Source organism: Streptomyces sp. NBC_01198, assembly GCF_036010485.1.
Classification (GTDB): Bacteria; Actinomycetota; Actinomycetes; order Streptomycetales; family Streptomycetaceae; genus Actinacidiphila.
Window position 1 is genome coordinate 5101625 of sequence record NZ_CP108568.1, and the last position, 16684, is coordinate 5118308.

Sequence of the window (16684 nt, forward strand, 5' to 3'; positions counted from 1 at the left end):
CGGAATTCCCGGAAATTTCTGCCGGTTCGGGGCGCGCGGCCATGGGGCAAGCGTGTAGCTTCGCGGCCTGGGACCATACCGCTCGGGGGCGCGGTTGGGACCGGTTCTGGCGCGGTATGGACAGGGAACGGGGGCGGCGGCGGAGCGGACCCCCGGGGGGATGGGGGATGGCCGACATGGGCGTACGCCTCGTCGTGGTCGACGACCACCGGCTGCTCGCCGAGGCGTTGGCCTCGGCGCTCAAGCTGCGGGGACACCGCGTGCTGGCCGCGTCCGCGCCGGCGGGCGGGGCGGCGGAGCTGGTGCTGACCCGTTCCCCCGAGGTGTGCCTGTTCGGGACGGCGGCGCCCGCGGAGCCCGGCGCCTTCGACACGGTCGCCAGGATCAGGCGGGAGCGGCCCGGCGTCGCGGTGGTCGTGCTCGGCCCGGTGCCCGACCCGCGGGGGATCGCGGCGGCCTTCGCGGCCGGCGCGTCCGGCTACGTACGGCACGACGAGCGCATCGAAGGCGTGGAGCGGGCCATGGCCAAGGCCAGGGCCGGCGAGGTCGCGGTGGCGCAGCCGCTGCTGCAGGGCGCCTTCGCCGAGCTGCTCAACCCGGCGCAGCAGCCGGACGACGAGGGCACGCGGCTGCTCGAACTGCTGACCCCGCGCGAGATCGAGGTGCTGGTGCGGGTCGCCGAGGGCGAGGACACCCGGCTGATCGCCGCCGGGATGCGGATAGCCCCCAGCACCGCGCGCACGCATGTGCAGCGGGTGCTGATGAAGCTGGGGGTGGGCTCCCGGCTGGAAGCGGCGGCGCTGGCCGCCCGCACCGGCCTGCTCGACCGCGCGGCGGCCCCGGGACCGCGCTGAGCGCACCGGCCGCCCGCGCGGCCGGCCAGCCGCCGTCAGTCCCCCGCCCCCGCCCGGCCGCCGTCCGTCCGGCCCCCCGCCCCGCGCGGACGACTGGTCAGCGCGCCGGTTCGCTCCGCCGCCGGCCGCGGCAGTCACTCATCTGTTCGGCTTTGTTTGTTTGTGCCCGAAACGGACGCGGCTTTCCATAGCGCTCACGAAGTCAACTTGACCTGCCCTCGCGCATTGACTGCACTGTTGTGTCATGATTCATTGTGTGCGGTTATGTTGGGTGATTGTGGTGTGAGGGGTCTGCAGGGTGAAGAAGACGACGACCCGGCTCGCGGACGGCCGCGAACTGATCTACTACGACGCCGACGACACGGCAGACACCGTCGTCCGTGACGCCGTCGACCGCCGTCCGCTGGAGCCCGTCGCCACCCACTCCGAGCTGCGCCACGACCGCCTGCTGGGCGACACCGTGGCCATCGCCTCGCACCGCCAGGGCCGCACCTACCACCCGCCGGCCGACGAGTGCCCGCTGTGCCCCTCGCGGGAGGGCCGGCTCAGCGAGATACCCGACACCGACTACGAGGTCGTCGTCTTCGAGAACCGCTTCCCCTCGCTGGCGGGCGGCGCCGGGCGCTGCGAGGTGGTCTGCTTCACCTCCGACCACGACGCCTCCTTCGCCGACCTCACCGAGGCCCGCGCCCGCCTGGTGCTCGACGCCTGGATCGACCGCACCCGGGAGCTGTCCCAACTGCCGGGCGTCGTCCAGGTCTTCCCCTTCGAGAACCGCGGCAAGGAGATCGGCGTCACCCTCGGCCACCCGCACGGCCAGATCTACGGCTACCCGTTCGTCACCCCGCGCACCTCCCTGATGCTGCGCTCCCTCGCCGAGCACCGCGAGCGCACCGGCCGCAACCTCTTCGACGACGTGCTCGCCGACGAGACCGCCGACGGCCGGCGGATCGTGCTGGCCGGCGAGCACTGGACCGCGTTCGTCCCGCACGCCGCCCACTGGCCGTACGAGGTGCACCTCTTCCCGCGCCGCCGGGTGCCCGACCTGCTCGCGCTGGACGAGGAGGCGCGCGCCGAATTCCCGCGCGTCTACCTGGAGCTGCTGCGCCGCTTCGACCGGATCTTCGGCCCCGGCCAGCCGCCCACGCCGTACATCTCCGGCTGGCACCAGGCGCCCTTCGACGAGCCGGCGCGACGCGAGTTCGGGCTGCATCTGGAGCTTTTCACGATTCGCCGCACATCGGGCAAGCTGAAGTTCCTTGCGGGGTCCGAATCGGGCATGGGCGCGTTCATCAACGACGTGCCGCCGGAGGCCGCCGCGCTGCGACTGCGAGAGGTAGCGAGCCAGTGAGTGAGAGCCCCAGGAAGCTGCTGGTCACCGGTGGAGCCGGATACGTCGGTTCGGTGGTCGGCGCCCATCTGCTGGCCGCCGGGCACCAGGTGACGGTGCTCGACGACCTGTCCACCGGCTTCCGCGAAGGGGTGCCGGACGGCGCGGACTTCGTGGAGGGCCGGGTCCAGGACGCGGCCAAGGTGCTCGACGGCTCCTATGACGCGGTGCTGCACTTCGCCGCGTCCTCGCAGGTCGGCGAGTCGGTCGCCGACCCGGCGAAGTACTGGCGCAACAACGTCGGCGGCACCCTCGAACTGCTCGACGCCATGCGCGAGTCACGGGTCCGTACGCTGGTCTTCTCCTCCACCGCCGCCACCTACGGCGAGCCCGCGCACGTCCCGATCACCGAGGACGCCGTCACCGCGCCCACCAACCCCTACGGCGCCACCAAGCTCGCCGTCGACCACATGATCGGCGGCGAATGCGCCGCTCACGGCCTGGCCGCGGTGTCGCTGCGGTACTTCAACGTGGCGGGCGCGTACGGCAGGTACGGCGAGCGGCACCACCCCGAGTCGCACCTGATCCCGCTGGTCCTGCAGGTCGCCCAGGGCCGCAGGGACGCCATCGCGGTCTACGGCGAGGACTACCCGACACCCGACGGCACCTGCCTGCGCGACTACATCCACGTCGCCGACCTCGCCGAGGCGCACCTGCTGGCGCTCGACCACGCGGCCGCGGGCGAGCACCTCATCTGCAACCTCGGCAACGGCAGCGGGTTCTCCGTCCGCGACGTCATCGACACCGTGCGGCGCGTCACCGGGCACCCGATCCCGGAGACCGCCGAGCCGCGCCGGGCCGGCGACCCCGCCGCGCTGGTCGCCTCCGCCCAGCGCGCGCACGACCGGCTCGGCTGGTCGCCCACCCGCACCGACCTCGCGGACATCGTCCGCGACGCCTGGACCTTCGCCCAATCCCTCGGGGAGGACGCACGATGACGGACCTCGGCATAGCTTTCAAGGACGTCTTCGGGCGGGCGCCTGAGGGCAGTTGGGCCGCACCCGGACGGGTGAACCTGATCGGCGAGCACACCGACTACAACGACGGGCACGTGCTGCCCTTCGCGCTCCCGCAGACCACCAGGGCCGCCGTCGCGCGCCGCGACGACGGCCTGCTGCGGGTGCACTCCGCCGACATGGACGGCGGCGCCGTCGAGCTGCGGATCGACGACCTCGCCCCCGGTGTCGCGGCCGGCTGGGCCACCTACCCGGCCGCGGTGCTGTGGACGCTGCGCGAAGCGGGGCACCCGGTCGGCGGCGCGGACATCCACTACGAGAGCACCGTCCCGGTCGGCGGCGGCCTGTCCTCCTCCGCCGCGCTGCAGGTGGTCACCGCGCTCGCCCTCGGCGACCTGCACGGTGTCGAGATGAGCCGGCAGGATCTCGCACTGCTCTGCCAGCGCTCGGAGAACGTCTACGTCGGCGCGCCCGTCGGCGTCATGGACCAGACCGCGTCCGCGTGCTGCACCGAGGGCCACGCGCTGCACCTCGACGTACGCGGCCTCCAACAGCGCCAGGTGCCGCTGGACCTGGCGGGCCAGGACCTGACGCTGCTGGTGGCCGACACCCGGGTCAAGCACGCCCACTCCGACGGTGCCTATGCCGCGCTGCGGGCCGGCTGCGAGGCCGCGGCCGCCGAGCTCGGCCTGTCCTCGCTGCGCGACCTGCCGGCCGGCGGGCTGGACGCGGCCCTGGACGCACTCGCCGACGAGCGGCTGCGCCGCCTCACCCGGCACGTCGTCACCGAGAACGCCCGCGTCGAGGAGGTCATCGGCCTGCTCGACGCCGGGCGCATCCGGGACATCGGGCCGGTCCTCACCGCCGGCCACCGGTCGCTGCGCGACGACTTCCAGGTGTCCTGCCCGGAGCTCGACCTCGTGGTCGACACGGCGCTGGCGGCCGGCGCGCTCGGGGCCAGGATGACCGGCGGCGGCTTCGGCGGCTCCGCGGTGGTCCTGGCGGGCGCGGCCGACGCCGCAGCCGTCACCGCGGCCGTGCAGGCCGCGCTCCCGGCTGTCCGCGTCTTCCCGGCCACTCCGTCACCGGGCGCGTACCGGCTTTCCTGACGGATCGTCGGAAAGGTACGGACCACAGACCCGGAAACGGCACTGGAACGTGCTCCGAAAAGCCCCTGCTGACGCTGTTGAGCCGCCCGGACGGGCAACTTCCGCCAAGACGGCGCCAATCTCCGGGGAAGCCCCTACGCTTTTCCCACAGCGCCGGTGGGGGCCGGCGCTCATCAGGGGGCGAGACGCACGGGATTCGGCATCCGTGACCGGGGCGGCGGCCCCGCCACGGGTGCCGGATCCCACGCGATGACGCCCCGCCACTGGGGGAGAGCCGTACAGCGGGAGTGGTGTCCGTGGGACGAATCCGCGTGCTCGTCGTCGATGACCATCGCATCTTCGCCGAGTCGCTCGCCGCCGCACTCGCGGCGGAATCCGACGTCGACGTGTCAGCGGCGGGCAGCGGGCCCGCCGCTCAGCGCTGTCTGGACCGCGCCGCGGTCGACGGCAGGCGCTACGACGTCCTGCTGGTCGACGCGGACCTGGGCACAGGTCCGCGCGACCGGCCCCAACTGGCCGCCGTGCCGCCGCTGTCGGAGCAGCGCCGCGTCGAGCCGCGCGACCCCGTCATCGACGGCCTCGCGCTGGTCGAACGGGTCCGTGCCGAGCACCTGGGCACCCGTACGGTGGTGCTGGCCGAGCGCGACGACCCGCACCGCGCCGCGTGCGCGCTGCAGGCGGGGGCGTCCGGCTGGGTGGCCAAGGACTGCTCGCTGTCCCGGCTGCTGGCCGTGGTGCGCGGGGTGCTGCGGGACGAGACGCATCTGCCGCCCGCCCTGCTGACCGGCGTCCTGCGCGAGCTGACCGCGGCCCGCAGGCACCGCACCGAGAGCGAGCAGCTGGTCGAGTCGCTGACGCCGCGCGAGCAGGAGGTGCTGCGCTGCATGGTCGCGGGCCTCGGCCGCAAGGCGGTCGCCGAGCGGCTGTTCCTGTCCCCGCACACGGTCCGCACCCACATGCAGAACGTGCTGGGCAAGCTCGGCGTGCACTCCACGCTCGCCGCCGTGGCACTGGCCCGGCGGGCCGGTGTGGGTCCGGTGGAGCTGGTCCCCTCAGCCGGGGATGTTGTCGAAAGGCGCGGTCAGCTGTCGTAGCAGCGCCGCCAGTTCGGCCCGCTGGGCCTGGCTGAGCTCGCCCAGGATGGCGCGTTCCTGGGCGAGCAGGCCGGCCAGCGCCCGGTCGGCGCGGTCCCGGCCGGCCGGGGTGAGCCTGACCAGCACCCCGCGCCGGTCCGAGGGGTCGGGCAGCCGTTCGACCAGCCGCTTCTCGGCGAGGCGGTCGATCCGGTTGGTCATCGTGCCCGAGGTGACCAGCGTCTGGGTGAGCAACTGGCCCGGCGAGAGCTGATACGGCGTCCCCGCGCGGCGCAGCGCGGTGAGCACGTCGAACTCCCAGGGCTCCAGGCTGTGCTCCGAGAAAGCCAGCCGCCGGGCCCGGTCCAGATGCCTGGCGAGCCTGCTGACCCGGCTGAGCACCTCAAGCGGCTCGACGTCGAGGTCGGGGCGCTCTCGGCGCCATGCAGCGACCAGCCGGTCGACCTCGTCCTCCATGGAGATCAGTGTAATAGGTCTGTCGATATGAAGTCTCTTGACATCAAGATATCGATGGGAGGAGCCTGGAAGCGGAAGGCAGAACGTCGCCCTCCGTTTCGGCAGCGGTTCCGTACCACCCAGGGAGTACGAACGATGCACGCAGCCCCGACGTGGGATCCCCACCAGTATCTCCGGCACGCGACCCACCGCACCCGCCCGTTTCTCGATCTCCTCACCCGGATCAACGGACTGCCAGGCGGTGACAGCCCCCGGATCGCCGACGTCGGCTGCGGCCCCGGCAACGTCACGGCGCTGCTCGCCGAGCGCTGGCCGGCCGCCCGTATCACCGGGCTCGACAGCTCCCGCGAGATGCTGGCCGCGGCCGCCGACCACGCCGGGCCCACCCCGGGCGGCGGCACCCTGGACTTCCGCCGGGCCGATGCCGCCGAGTGGACGCCGGACGAGCCGTACGACCTGATCGTCTCCAACGCCGCGCTCCAGTGGGTGCCTGGCCACGCCGACCGCTTCGGCGACTGGCTCGACCACCTCAGCCCCGGCGGCGCCCTGGCCTTCCAGGTCCCCGGCAACTTCACCGCGCCGAGCCACGCGCTGCTCGCCGAGCTGTGCGACACACCGCAGTGGCGCGGCCGGCTGGACGGGCACGGCCGCCGCTACGTCCACATCCTCAGCCCGGCGGAGTATCTGGAACGCCTCACCGTGCTCGGCTGCCAGGAGGTGGACGTCTGGGAGTCCACCTACGTGCAGCTGCTGCAGGGCGAGGACCCGGTGCTCGAGTGGACCAAGGGCACCGCCCTGCGCCCGGTGCTGACCGCGCTCGACGACGACCCGGGCGCGGCGCGCGAATTCGTCGGCCAGTACCGCGACCTGCTGCGCAAGGCGTATCCGCCGGGGCCGCACGGCACGGTCTTCCCCTTCCGCCGGATCTTCGCCGTCGCCAGGACCGCGGGCGGCTGACCCCGCCGGCCGCCCCCGCGCCCGTCAGGGCCGGGGGCGGACCGCTCCGGGTCCGGCGGCTACAGCGTGAGGAAGGCGCCCACCACCAGGGCCGCGCCGAGGGCGCCGAAGGTCCAGGCGGTGCGGCGCATGCGCAGGCCGCCGGCCAGCACGACGGCGGACAGCAGCAGGGCGCCGCCGAAGGGGACCCAGGCGAAGAGGATGCGGCCCCATCCGGCCCTGACCACCTTGTCGGTGCCCGGCTTGACGGCGACGGGTATTCTCGCGCCGACCGTGTGCCGGATCGGCAGGCTGACGGTGACCCGGTCGCGGGCGACGGCCGTGCCCTTGGGGGCGAAGGGCCCGGTGCAGACGGAGTCGCCGCAGCTGACCAGCGTCATCGTGCCGCGTTCGCGGCCCTTGGTGAGCATCACATGCTGGGCGGTCCGCCAGGAGTCCCAGGCGCCGGACACCAGCAGCAGCGCCACCACCACGGTGACACCGACCGCCCGCGCCAGCAGCACCAGTCCCCAAGCGCCCTCCGCCACCCGGCGGGAACGGCTCCGTTTGACCATGCGGGCGATCTTTGGCCATGGCATGCCGTCCGGTCAAACGTGGCAGTCCCGGGGGGCCGCGGTCAGCTGTTGTAGGTGCCCTGCGCGCGCTCCAGGCCGTCCGCGATCAGCGCCTCGACCGCGTCGGCGGCGCGGTCCACGAACCAGTCCAGCTCCTTGCGCTCGGTCGCGGAGAAGTCCTTGAGCACGAAGGCGGCCACGTCCATCCGGCCGGGCGGGCGGCCGATGCCGGCCCGCACCCGCAGGTAGTCGGGGCCGAGCGACTTGGTGATCGACTTCAGCCCGTTGTGGCCGTTGTCGCCGCCGCCGAGCTTGAGCCGCAGCGTGGGGTAGGGGATGTCCAGCTCGTCGTGGACGGCGATGATCCGCTCGGTGGGCACCTTGTAGAAGTCCCTGAGCGCGGTCACCGGCCCGCCGGACAGGTTCATGAACGTCATCGGCTTGGCCAGCACCACCCGGTGGCTCGCGGGTCCCGGCGGGCCGATCCGGCCCTCCACGACCTGGGCCTGCGCCCTGCCCGACCGCTTGAAGCGCCCGCCGATCCGCTCGGCCAGCAGGTCGGCGACCATGAAGCCGATGTTGTGCCGGTTGGCCGCGTATTCGGGCCCCGGATTGCCCAGGCCGGCCACCAGCCAGGGCGCTGTGCTGTCGCTCATCCACGTCTCCAGGTCTCGGGCGGGCGGGTCTGCGGGCAGGTCTGCGGGCGTCCCCGGCGGGCCGCGACGGAACGCACGGCCGCCGCCGCACCCCGCAGGGTACGACGGCGGCCGGGAGGCTGGCCGGGAGTGCCGGGTCAGGCCTCTTCGGACTCGGCGTCCTCGGCGGGGGCGGCGGCCGCGTCCTCGGCGGCCTCCTCGTCCTCGGTCTCGTCGACGGCCTCGGCCTGCGCGGCCACGACCTGGATCACGACGGCGTCCTCGTCGACGGCCAGCGTGGTGCCCTTGGGCAGCGTGATGTCCTTGGCGAGGATGGAGGCGCCGGCCTCCAGGCCCTCGACGTCGACGGTGACACCCTCGGGGATGTGGGTGGCCTCGGCCTCGACCGGCAGGGTGTTGAGCACGTGCTCGAGCAGGTTGCCGCCGGGGGCCAGCTCGCCCTCGGTGCTGACCGGGATCTCGACGGTGACCTTCTCGCCGCGCTTGACCGACAGCAGGTCGGCGTGCTCGATGAAGCCCTTCAGCGGGTCGCGCTGCACGGCCTTGGGGATGACCAGCTCGGACTTGCCGTCGATGTCCAGCGCGATCAGGACGTTCGCGGTGCGCAGCGCGAGCAGCAGCTCGTGGCCGGGGACGGAGACGTGCTTGGGGTCGGCACCGTGGCCGTAGACGACGGCGGGGACCTGGTTGGAACGGCGGATCCGGCGGGCGGCGCCCTTGCCGAACTCGGTGCGCAGCTGGGCGACGATCTTGACCTCGGACATGAGGTTCACTCCTCGTGGTGGCAGACGGTACGGTCGCCCGGCCCCGACGGGCCGATCCACAGTTACGAGGAGCGCGTCGATTACGGAGCCGGGTCCGGACCGACGAACGTCCGGGGCCTCCCTCGCCGAGCAACGCGGACAGCGTAACCGGCGGGGAGGCCCCGGACGAAATCGATCGGCGGCCCGCCGTGGCGGCGGACCGGTTCTGCGGCGCGGCCTTACTGCGAGTCCTCGAACAGGCTGGTCACCGAGCCGTCCTCGAAGACCTCGCGCACGGCGTTGGCGATGGTCGGCGCCATCGACAGCACGGTGATCTTGTCGAGGTTCAGCTCGCCGGGGGTCGGCAGCGTGTCGGTCAGGATGAACTCGCTGACCTTGGAGTTCTTCAGCCGGTCGGCGGCGGGCCCGGACAGCACGCCGTGGGTGGCGGTGACGATGACGTCCTCGGCGCCGTTGGCGAACAGCGCGTCGGCGGCGGCGCAGATCGTACCGCCGGTGTCGATCATGTCGTCGACCAGGACGCAGACCCGGCCCTTGACGTCGCCGACGACCTCATGGACCTTCACCTGGTTGGCGACGTCCGGGTCGCGGCGCTTGTGCACGATCGCGAGCGGGGCGCCGAGCCGGTCGCACCAGCGGTCGGCGACCCTGACCCGGCCGGCGTCCGGCGAGACGACGGTCAGCTTGTTGCGGTCGACCTTGGAGCCCACGTAGTCGGCCAGTATCGGCAGCGCGAACAGGTGGTCGACCGGGCCGTCGAAGAAGCCCTGGATCTGGTCGGTGTGCAGGTCGACGGTCAGGATGCGGTCGGCGCCGGCCGTCTTGAACAGGTCGGCGATCAGCCGGGCCGAGATCGGCTCGCGGCCGCGGTGCTTCTTGTCCTGCCGGGCGTAGCCGTAGAAGGGGACGATCACGGTGATGCTGCGCGCCGAAGCCCTCTTCAGGGCGTCCAGCATGATCAGCTGCTCCATGATCCACTGGTTGATGGGTCGGGTGTGGCTCTGGATCAAAAAGCAGTCGGCGCCGCGCGCCGACTCCTGGAACCGCACATAGATCTCGCCGTTGGCGAAGTCGAAAGCCTTGGTCGGCACCAGCTCGACGCCGAGTTCCCGTGCCACCGCCTCCGCCAGATCGGGGTGGGCGCGGCCGGAGAAGAGCATCAACTTCTTCTCACCGGTCGTCTTGATCCCGGTCACTGCACCGTCTCCTTGGTGTTCGACTGGTGTTCGACACAGCGCCGCCCCGAAGTGGGCGTGCTGGCGGAATTGTGTGCACCCCACACGGTACGCCCCCTCCGGCGCATCCGTGCACCTCGGAGGGGTTGATGAGACGGCCCTCACTCACCCGTTCGACGACGTGTGCGGGGCCTGCGGAAAGGCGCGGCTCACCCGTTCGAAGACGTGGCCGCGCCGCCCGCAGCGGCAGGTCACTCGGCCGGCTTGGCACGCTCCGCGGCCTGCGCGGCAGCGCTGCCCGGGCGCTTGCGGGCGACCCAGCCCTCGATGTTGCGCTGCTGTCCGCGGGCCACCGCGAGCGACCCTGAGGGCACGTCCTTGGTGATCACCGAGCCGGCCGCCGTGTAGGCGCCGTCGCCGACCACCACCGGTGCGACGAACATGTTGTCGGATCCGGTCTTGCAGTAACTGCCGATCGTGGTGTGGTGCTTGGCCTCCCCGTCGTAGTTGACGAAGACGCTGGCCGCGCCGATGTTGGTGTGATCGCCGATGGTGGCGTCACCCACGTAGCTCAGGTGCGGCACCTTGGTGCCGTCGCCGATCGAGGCGTTCTTCATCTCGACGTAGGTCCCGGCCTTGGCGCCCCGGCCGAGCCTGGCGCCGGGCCGCAGGTACGCGTACGGTCCGACGTTCGCCTCGGGGCCGATCTCCGCCTCCTGCGCCACCGCGTTCGACACCCGGGCGCCCTCGCCGACCACCGTGTCGGTGAGCGTGCAGTTGGGGCCGACCTCGGCGCCCGAGGCCACCCTGGTGCCGCCGAGCAGCTGGGTGTTGGGGTGGATCACGGTGTCGGGTTCGAGCACCACATCGGCGTCCAGCCAGGTGGACCCCGGGTCGACGATGGTGGCGCCGTCCAGCATGGCCCGGTGCAGCAGCCGGTCGTTGAAGACCCGGCGGGCCTCGGCCAGCTGCACCCGGTTGTTCACCCCGGCGATCTCCCGGTGGTCCGGCGCGGTGTAGGCGCCCACCCGGTGGCCGTCCTCGCGCAGGATCGCCAGGGTGTCGGTCAGGTACTCCTCGGCCTGCGAGTTGTCCGTGGTGATCTTGGTCAGCGCCTCGGAGAGCAGCGCGGCGTCGTAGGCGTAGACCCCGGAGTTGATCTCGCTGATGGTCTGCTGGTCGGGGGAGGCGTCCTTCTGCTCGACGATCGCGGTGACCTGGCCGTCGGTCAGGTCCCGCACGATCCGCCCGTAGCCGGTCGGGTCGGGGACCTTCGCGGTCAGCACCGTCACCGCGTTGCCGTCGGCCTGGTGCGCGGCCACCAGCGTGGCCAGCGTCTCCGCGGTCAGCAGCGGGGTGTCGCCGTAGGTCACCACGACGGTGCCGTCGGGCGTGACGCCCTGCGCGGCCAGCTCGTCGAGGCCGACGCGGACCGCGTGGCCGGTGCCGTTCTGCTTCTCCTGCACGGCGGTCAGCGCCGCCGGGTCGGCGGCCGACAGGTGCGCGGCGACCTGGTCCCGCCCGTGTCCGACGACGACGACGAGCTGTTCCGGGTCCAGGGCGCGGGCCGCGACGACCACATGGCCGAGCAGCGAGCGGCCGCAGATCGGATGCAGGACCTTCGGGGTGGCCGACTTCATGCGAGTGCCCTCACCCGCGGCGAGGACGACGACGGCAGCCGGGCGTGTGGCGCTCACAGGGGAGACTCCTGGGCTTCGATTGCGGGACACCCGCAGGATAGCGAGGCCTTCCCGCCTACGACCACGTACTGCTCCGCCGCCAGGATTCGAACCCGGACTTAAGGCACCAAAAGCCCCAGTGCTGCCATTACACCACGGCGGATCAACTCGGCCCTCCCGGCATCGCGTCGAGCAGGCCGGCCGGTCGCTCCCATCATGCCGTACCCGGCGGGGTGGACGCGACGGAGATCAGGGTAGAGATCGTTGGGCACAGGCCCGACACGGTCCTGTCGGCCGCCGTGCACCGCTGCAATACTTACGGCGGCGTAGGTTACGGACGTAACCACAGATAACAGCCCCCCACTTCCACATCCCCGAGGGACACACATGACCACACAGCCGGACGTGATCACCGAGTCCCGGGAACCGGATCCCGGGACGTCAGGAGAGGAATCGGATTTCAAGGCCACCCTCGGTGGCGAGAGCAAGCGCTCGATCGAGCAGATCGCGCTGCTGATCTTCATCTGCATTCCCTTCGTGGCGCTGGCCGCCGCCGTGCCGCTGGCGTGGGGCCGCGGCATGAGCTGGCTCGACCTCGGCCTGATGGTGGGCATGTACTACCTGGGATGCCACGGCATCACCATCGGCTTCCACCGGCACTTCACCCACAGCTCGTTCAAGGCCAGCAGGCCGCTGAAGATCGCGCTGGCGATCGCCGGGTCGATGGCCGTCGAGGGCCCGATCGTGCGCTGGGTCGCCGACCACCGCAGGCACCACAAGTTCAGCGACGCGGAAGGCGACCCGCACAGCCCCTGGCGCTACGGCGAGACGCTGCCCGCGCTGATGAAGGGCCTGTGGTGGGCGCACATGGGCTGGCTCTTCGACGAGGAGCAGACCCCGCAGAACAAGTACGCCCCCGACCTGATCAAGGACCCAGCGATCCGCCGCATCTCCCGCGACTTCTGGATGTGGACGGCGATCTCGCTGCTGCTGCCGCCGCTGGTGGGCGGCCTGGTCACGATGTCATGGTATGGGGCCTTCACGGCCTTCTTCTGGGGTTCGCTCGTTCGGGTGGCTTTGCTGCACCACGTGACCTGGTCGATCAACTCCATCTGCCACGCGGTCGGCAAGCGGCCGTTCAAGTCGCGTGACCGCTCGGGCAACGTGTGGTGGCTCGCGGTGCTGTCCTGCGGCGAGTCGTGGCACAACCTCCACCACGCCGACCCCACCTGTGCCAGGCACGGGGTGCTGCGCGGCCAGATCGACTCCAGCGCCCGGATCATCCGCTGGTTCGAGCTCGCCGGCTGGGCCACCGACGTCCGCTGGCCGACCGCGGAGCGGATCGCCGCCCGCCGTAAGGAAGACGTCAGTGAAGCGGCATGATTGATCCGTGACCGACGGCAGAGACGACAGGGCGACGACGACCCCCCAGACACCCTCGGGACCCGGCCCGCGCCGCACGCGCCGGGTCCGCATGACCGGCGAGGAGCGCCGCGAGCAGCTGCTCGACATCGGTCGGACGCTGTTCGCGGAGCGAGGTTTCGAGGGCACCTCCGTCGAGGAGATCGCCCACAAGGCCGGCGTGTCCAAGCCGGTGGTCTACGAACACTTCGGTGGCAAGGAGGGCCTGTACGCCGTCGTGGTCGACCGGGAGATGCGCCGGCTGCTCGACATGGTCACCGGCGCCCTCACCGGCGGCCACCCGCGCGAACTGCTCGAACAGGCCGCCTTCGCGCTGCTGGACTACATCGAGCAGTACACCGACGGCTTCCGCATCCTGGTCCGCGACTCGCCGGTCGCCCAGTCCACCGGCACCTTCGCCTCGCTGATCAGCGACATCGCCACCCAGGTCGAGGACATCCTCGGCCACGAGTTCAAGCAGCGCGGCTTCGACCCCAAGCTCGCGCCGATGTACGCCAAGGCCCTGGTGGGCATGGTCGCCCTGACCGGCCAGTGGTGGCTGGACGCCCAGCATCCCGACAAGGCCGAGGTCGTCGCCCACCTGGTGAACCTGTCCTGGAACGGCCTGTCGGGCTTGGAGCCCAGGCCCCGGCTGATCGGCCACCGCAAGAACTGACCGCCGCGCGGCACACCCGGCGCGGCACACCGCCCGCCGGAACGGACCGCCGCCCCCGGCCCTCATGGGCGCGGGGGCGGCGCTCTGCCCGCGGCCGGTCGGGCCGCCAGGCGGGTCAGCCGGTGTTGCGCAGCCCCGCGGCCACCCCGTTGACCGTCAGCAGCAGCGCGCGGGACAGCAGCGGGTCCGGCTCGTCGCCGGCCGCGGCCGCCGCACGCTGCCGGGCCAGCAGCGTGACCTGGAGGTAGGAGATCGGGTCGAGGTACTGGTCGCGGATGTGGAAGGTCTGCGCCAGCACCGGGCTCGCGGCGAGCAGCTCCGACTCGCCGGTCAGCCGCAGCACCTCACGGACGGTCAGCTCGTGCTCGGCCTCGATCGCCTCGAAGACGTGCTTGAGCTCGTCGGGCACCAGGGTGTCCACGTAGTGGCGGGCGATCCGCAGGTCGGTCTTGGCCAGCGTCATCTCGACGTTGGACAGGAAGTTGCGGAAGAAGTGCCACTGGCCGTGCGCCTCTTCGAGCACCGAGTCGAGGCCGGCGTCGCGGGCGGCCTTCAGCCCGGTACCGACGCCGAACCAGCCGGGCACGATCTGCCGGGACTGCGTCCAGCCGAAGACCCACGGGATCGCGCGCAGTCCGTCCAGGCCCGCGCCGGAGTCCGGACGGCGGGAGGGGCGGGAGCCCAGGTGCAGCTCGCCGAGCTGGTCGACGGGGGTGGAGGCGAAGAAGTACGGCGGCAGGTCGGGGTCCTCGACCAGCGTGCGGTAGGCGCCGTGGGCGGCCTCGGAGACGATGTCCATCGCCGCGTCCCAGCTGGCCAGCGCCTCGTCGGACTGCCGCGGCGCGGTGTGCAGGGCGGACGCCTGGAGCGTGGCGGCGACCGTCAGCTCCAGATTCTCCCGGGCGAGCGAGGGGATCAGGTACTTGTCGGAGATGACCTCGCCCTGCTCGGTCACCTTGATCTCGCCCTCCAGCGTGCCCCAGGGCTGGGCGAGGATCGCGGTGTGCGAGGGGCCGCCGCCGCGGCCGACGGTGCCGCCGCGGCCGTGGAAGAGCCGCAGCCGCACCCCGTGCCGGTGCGCCACATCGCGCAGCCGGCGCTGGGCCCGGTGGATCTCCCACTGCGAGGTGGTGATGCCGCCGAACTTCGAGGAGTCGGAGTAGCCGAGCATCACCTCCTGCACGTCGCCGCGCAGCGAGACCAGCCGCCGGTAGGACGGGTCGGACAGCATCTCGTCCAGCAGCTTGTCGGCGATCTTCAGCTCGTCGGTGGTCTCCAGCAGCGGCACGATGCCGATCCTGGCGACCCCGTTGTGCAGGTCGATCAGACCGGCCTCGCGGGCCAGCACGGCCGCGGCGAAGACGTCGTCGGAGCCCAGGCACATCGAGATGATGTAGGACTCCACGACCTCGGGGCCGAAGCGCTCGAAGGCCTGCCTGATGGTGTGGAAGACGCCGAGCGTCTTTGCGCCCGCCTCGTCCAGCGGCGCCGGGGTCGGGGCCAGCGGCCGGCGCGAGCGCAGCTCCTTGGCGAGCAGCTTGCGGCGGTAGTCGCGCGGCATGTCGGCGTACCGCCAGGACTCCTCGCCGAGCCGGTCGAAGAGCTGGCCGAGCGCGTGGTGGTGGGCCTCGGCGTGCTCGCGCACGTCCATCGTCGCCAGCTGCAGGCCGAACGCCGACAGGGTGCGGATCGTCCGGTCCATCCGGCCGTCGGCGATCAGGCCGCCGCGGTGGGTGCGCAGCGAGTCCTGGATCTGCTGGAGGTCCTCGAGCAGCCCCGCGGTGCCCAGGTAGTCGCGGCCCGGGACGTGCGGGGTGCCGGCCGCCAGCCGCTCGCGGGTGTTGATCAGCTTCTGCCGGATGCAGGTGGCCTTGAGCCGGTAGGGCTCCTCGGCGTTGAGCCGCTTGTAGCGCGGGCTGATCTCGGGCAGCGCCACCAGGTCGGTGGCCAGCGAGTCGAGCAGTTCGCTGCTCGCGCCGGAGTTGCGGATCGAGTTGGACAGCGCGCCGCGCAGGAAGTCGACCAGTTCGAGTGCGTCGGTGATGCCGTGCTCGTGCTGCAGGATCAGCACGTCCCAGGTGACCTCCGGCGTCACGTTGGGGTTGCCGTCGCGGTCGCCGCCGATCCAGGTGCCGAAGGTCAGCGGGCGGGTCTGCGGCGGCAGCGGCACACCGACCCGCTCCAGCTCGGCGGCCAGGTCCTCCAGGACGTCGCCGACCGCCCCCGCGTGCAGCTCGTCGAGGTAGTAGATCGCGTTGCGCGCCTCGTCGGCGGGCTCCGGGCGCACCACCCGCAGCTCGTCGGTCTGCCACAGCAGGTCGATGTTCTCGGCCAGCCGCAGGTCGGCGCGCCGCCGGTCCCCGGTGCTGCCCTCGCCGTTGCCGTGGCCGTCCTCAAGCAGCTCGGCGATCCGCCGCAGCTTGTTCAGGACGGAGCGGCGGGCCGCCTCGGTGGGGTGGGCGGTGAACACCGGCCGCACGTTGAGGTTGCGTACCGTCTCGCGTACGTGCTCGGGGTCGCCGTCCTTGAGCAGGTCGGCGGTCTGGGCCAGCAGGCCGCCCTCGGCCGCGCGGCGGGAGCGCAGCTCGCGGCCGCGGTGCACCTGCTCGGTGACGTTCGCCAGGTGGAAGTAGGTGGAGAAGGCGCGCACCAGCTTCGCGGCGGTCTCCAGGTCGGTGTCGCCGAGCAGTGCGGCGGCGGCCTCCCCGTCGCTGCGGGTCAGGGCGCGGACCTTCTCGACCAGGTCGAGCAGTTCCTGGCCCTCCTGGCGCACCAGGCTGCCGCCGAGCAGCTCCCCCAGGCGGCGGATGTCGGCACGCAGGGCGGTACTGCTGGCGGTACTGCTGTCCGGGGCGGTGTCGGCGCTGCTCACAGGTGCGGCTCCTTGTGCAGGGGAAGTGGACGGCGTACTCGCGGACCGCGCTGTCCGGCCGTTCCAGGATAGGTCGCGGCCCCTCCGCCGA

General features: G+C 72.1%; 15 protein-coding genes and 1 tRNA gene. 8 read left to right on the plus strand and 8 right to left on the minus strand.

Annotation, left to right across the window (positions count from 1 at the left end; all coding sequences use genetic code 11):
* The first annotated feature begins 176 nt into the window (after positions 1-176).
* The 5 genes from OG702_RS22835 to OG702_RS22855 all read left to right on the plus strand — a co-directional run bounded on the left by OG702_RS22835 (position 177) and on the right by OG702_RS22855 (position 5403).
* Positions 177-854: a helix-turn-helix transcriptional regulator gene (locus OG702_RS22835; protein WP_327293334.1), complete on the plus strand. Its 678-nt coding sequence runs from the start codon at positions 177-179 to the stop codon at positions 852-854.
* Positions 855-1152: 298 nt separating this feature from the next.
* A complete protein-coding gene (galT, locus tag OG702_RS22840) occupies positions 1153-2205 on the plus strand; it encodes a galactose-1-phosphate uridylyltransferase (RefSeq protein WP_327290780.1) in 1053 nt (350 codons plus the stop codon).
* Positions 2202-3182, plus strand: coding sequence for a UDP-glucose 4-epimerase GalE (gene galE, locus OG702_RS22845; protein WP_327290781.1), 981 nt, complete (start codon positions 2202-2204; stop codon positions 3180-3182). The genes galT and galE overlap by 4 nt, the downstream gene beginning before the upstream one ends.
* Positions 3179-4309: a galactokinase gene (gene galK / locus OG702_RS22850; RefSeq protein WP_327290782.1), complete on the plus strand. Its 1131-nt coding sequence runs from the start codon at positions 3179-3181 to the stop codon at positions 4307-4309. Before galE ends, galK begins: the two co-directional genes overlap by 4 nt.
* A gap of 296 nt (positions 4310-4605) precedes the next feature.
* Complete coding sequence (locus OG702_RS22855; protein WP_327290783.1) at positions 4606-5403, plus strand: response regulator transcription factor; 798 nt, start codon at positions 4606-4608, stop codon at positions 5401-5403.
* Here the strand turns inward: OG702_RS22855 and tamR are convergent.
* Positions 5362-5859 carry a MarR family transcriptional regulator TamR gene (gene tamR / locus OG702_RS22860; protein WP_327290784.1) on the minus strand — a complete coding sequence of 166 codons (498 nt, stop codon included), beginning with the start codon at positions 5857-5859 and terminating at the stop codon, positions 5362-5364. The two genes, OG702_RS22855 and tamR, sit on opposite strands and share 42 nt — an antisense overlap.
* Before the next feature lie 135 nt (positions 5860-5994).
* Here tamR and OG702_RS22865 point away from each other — a divergent pair, with 135 nt between their 5' ends.
* A complete protein-coding gene (locus tag OG702_RS22865; RefSeq protein WP_327290785.1) occupies positions 5995-6816 on the plus strand; it encodes a trans-aconitate 2-methyltransferase in 822 nt (273 codons plus the stop codon).
* Between the two features lie 59 nt (positions 6817-6875).
* On the opposite strand, the gene OG702_RS22870 is transcribed toward OG702_RS22865, so the two are convergent.
* The 6 genes from OG702_RS22870 to OG702_RS22895 all read right to left on the minus strand — a co-directional run bounded on the left by OG702_RS22870 (position 6876) and on the right by OG702_RS22895 (position 11807).
* Positions 6876-7370, minus strand: a complete 495-nt coding sequence (locus OG702_RS22870; RefSeq protein ID WP_327290786.1) for a hypothetical protein — start codon at positions 7368-7370, stop codon at positions 6876-6878.
* Positions 7371-7432: 62 nt separating this feature from the next.
* Positions 7433-8026 carry an aminoacyl-tRNA hydrolase gene (pth, locus tag OG702_RS22875; RefSeq protein WP_327290787.1) on the minus strand — a complete coding sequence of 198 codons (594 nt, stop codon included), beginning with the start codon at positions 8024-8026 and terminating at the stop codon, positions 7433-7435.
* A 137-nt stretch (positions 8027-8163) separates the two neighbouring features.
* The gene (locus OG702_RS22880) at positions 8164-8790 is read right to left on the minus strand and encodes a 50S ribosomal protein L25/general stress protein Ctc (RefSeq protein ID WP_327290788.1); all 627 of its coding nucleotides are present in this window, start codon (positions 8788-8790) and stop codon (positions 8164-8166) included.
* A 218-nt stretch (positions 8791-9008) separates the two neighbouring features.
* Positions 9009-9986, minus strand: coding sequence for a ribose-phosphate diphosphokinase (locus OG702_RS22885; RefSeq protein ID WP_327290789.1), 978 nt, complete (start codon positions 9984-9986; stop codon positions 9009-9011).
* A gap of 230 nt (positions 9987-10216) precedes the next feature.
* Complete coding sequence (gene glmU, locus OG702_RS22890; RefSeq protein ID WP_327290790.1) at positions 10217-11662, minus strand: bifunctional UDP-N-acetylglucosamine diphosphorylase/glucosamine-1-phosphate N-acetyltransferase GlmU; 1446 nt, start codon at positions 11660-11662, stop codon at positions 10217-10219.
* Between the two features lie 74 nt (positions 11663-11736).
* Positions 11737-11807 (minus strand) — tRNA-Gln (locus tag OG702_RS22895).
* 224 nt (positions 11808-12031) lie between these two features.
* Here OG702_RS22895 and OG702_RS22900 point away from each other — a divergent pair.
* Both OG702_RS22900 and OG702_RS22905 read left to right on the plus strand, forming a co-directional pair.
* The gene (locus tag OG702_RS22900) at positions 12032-13027 is read left to right on the plus strand and encodes an acyl-CoA desaturase (RefSeq protein ID WP_327290791.1); all 996 of its coding nucleotides are present in this window, start codon (positions 12032-12034) and stop codon (positions 13025-13027) included.
* Between the two features lie 91 nt (positions 13028-13118).
* A complete protein-coding gene (locus OG702_RS22905; RefSeq protein ID WP_442814729.1) occupies positions 13119-13721 on the plus strand; it encodes a TetR family transcriptional regulator in 603 nt (200 codons plus the stop codon).
* A gap of 115 nt (positions 13722-13836) precedes the next feature.
* Here the strand turns inward: OG702_RS22905 and ppc are convergent, their stop codons facing one another.
* Positions 13837-16593: a phosphoenolpyruvate carboxylase gene (ppc, locus tag OG702_RS22910; RefSeq protein ID WP_327290793.1), complete on the minus strand. Its 2757-nt coding sequence runs from the start codon at positions 16591-16593 to the stop codon at positions 13837-13839.
* Positions 16594-16684 lie beyond the last annotated feature (91 nt).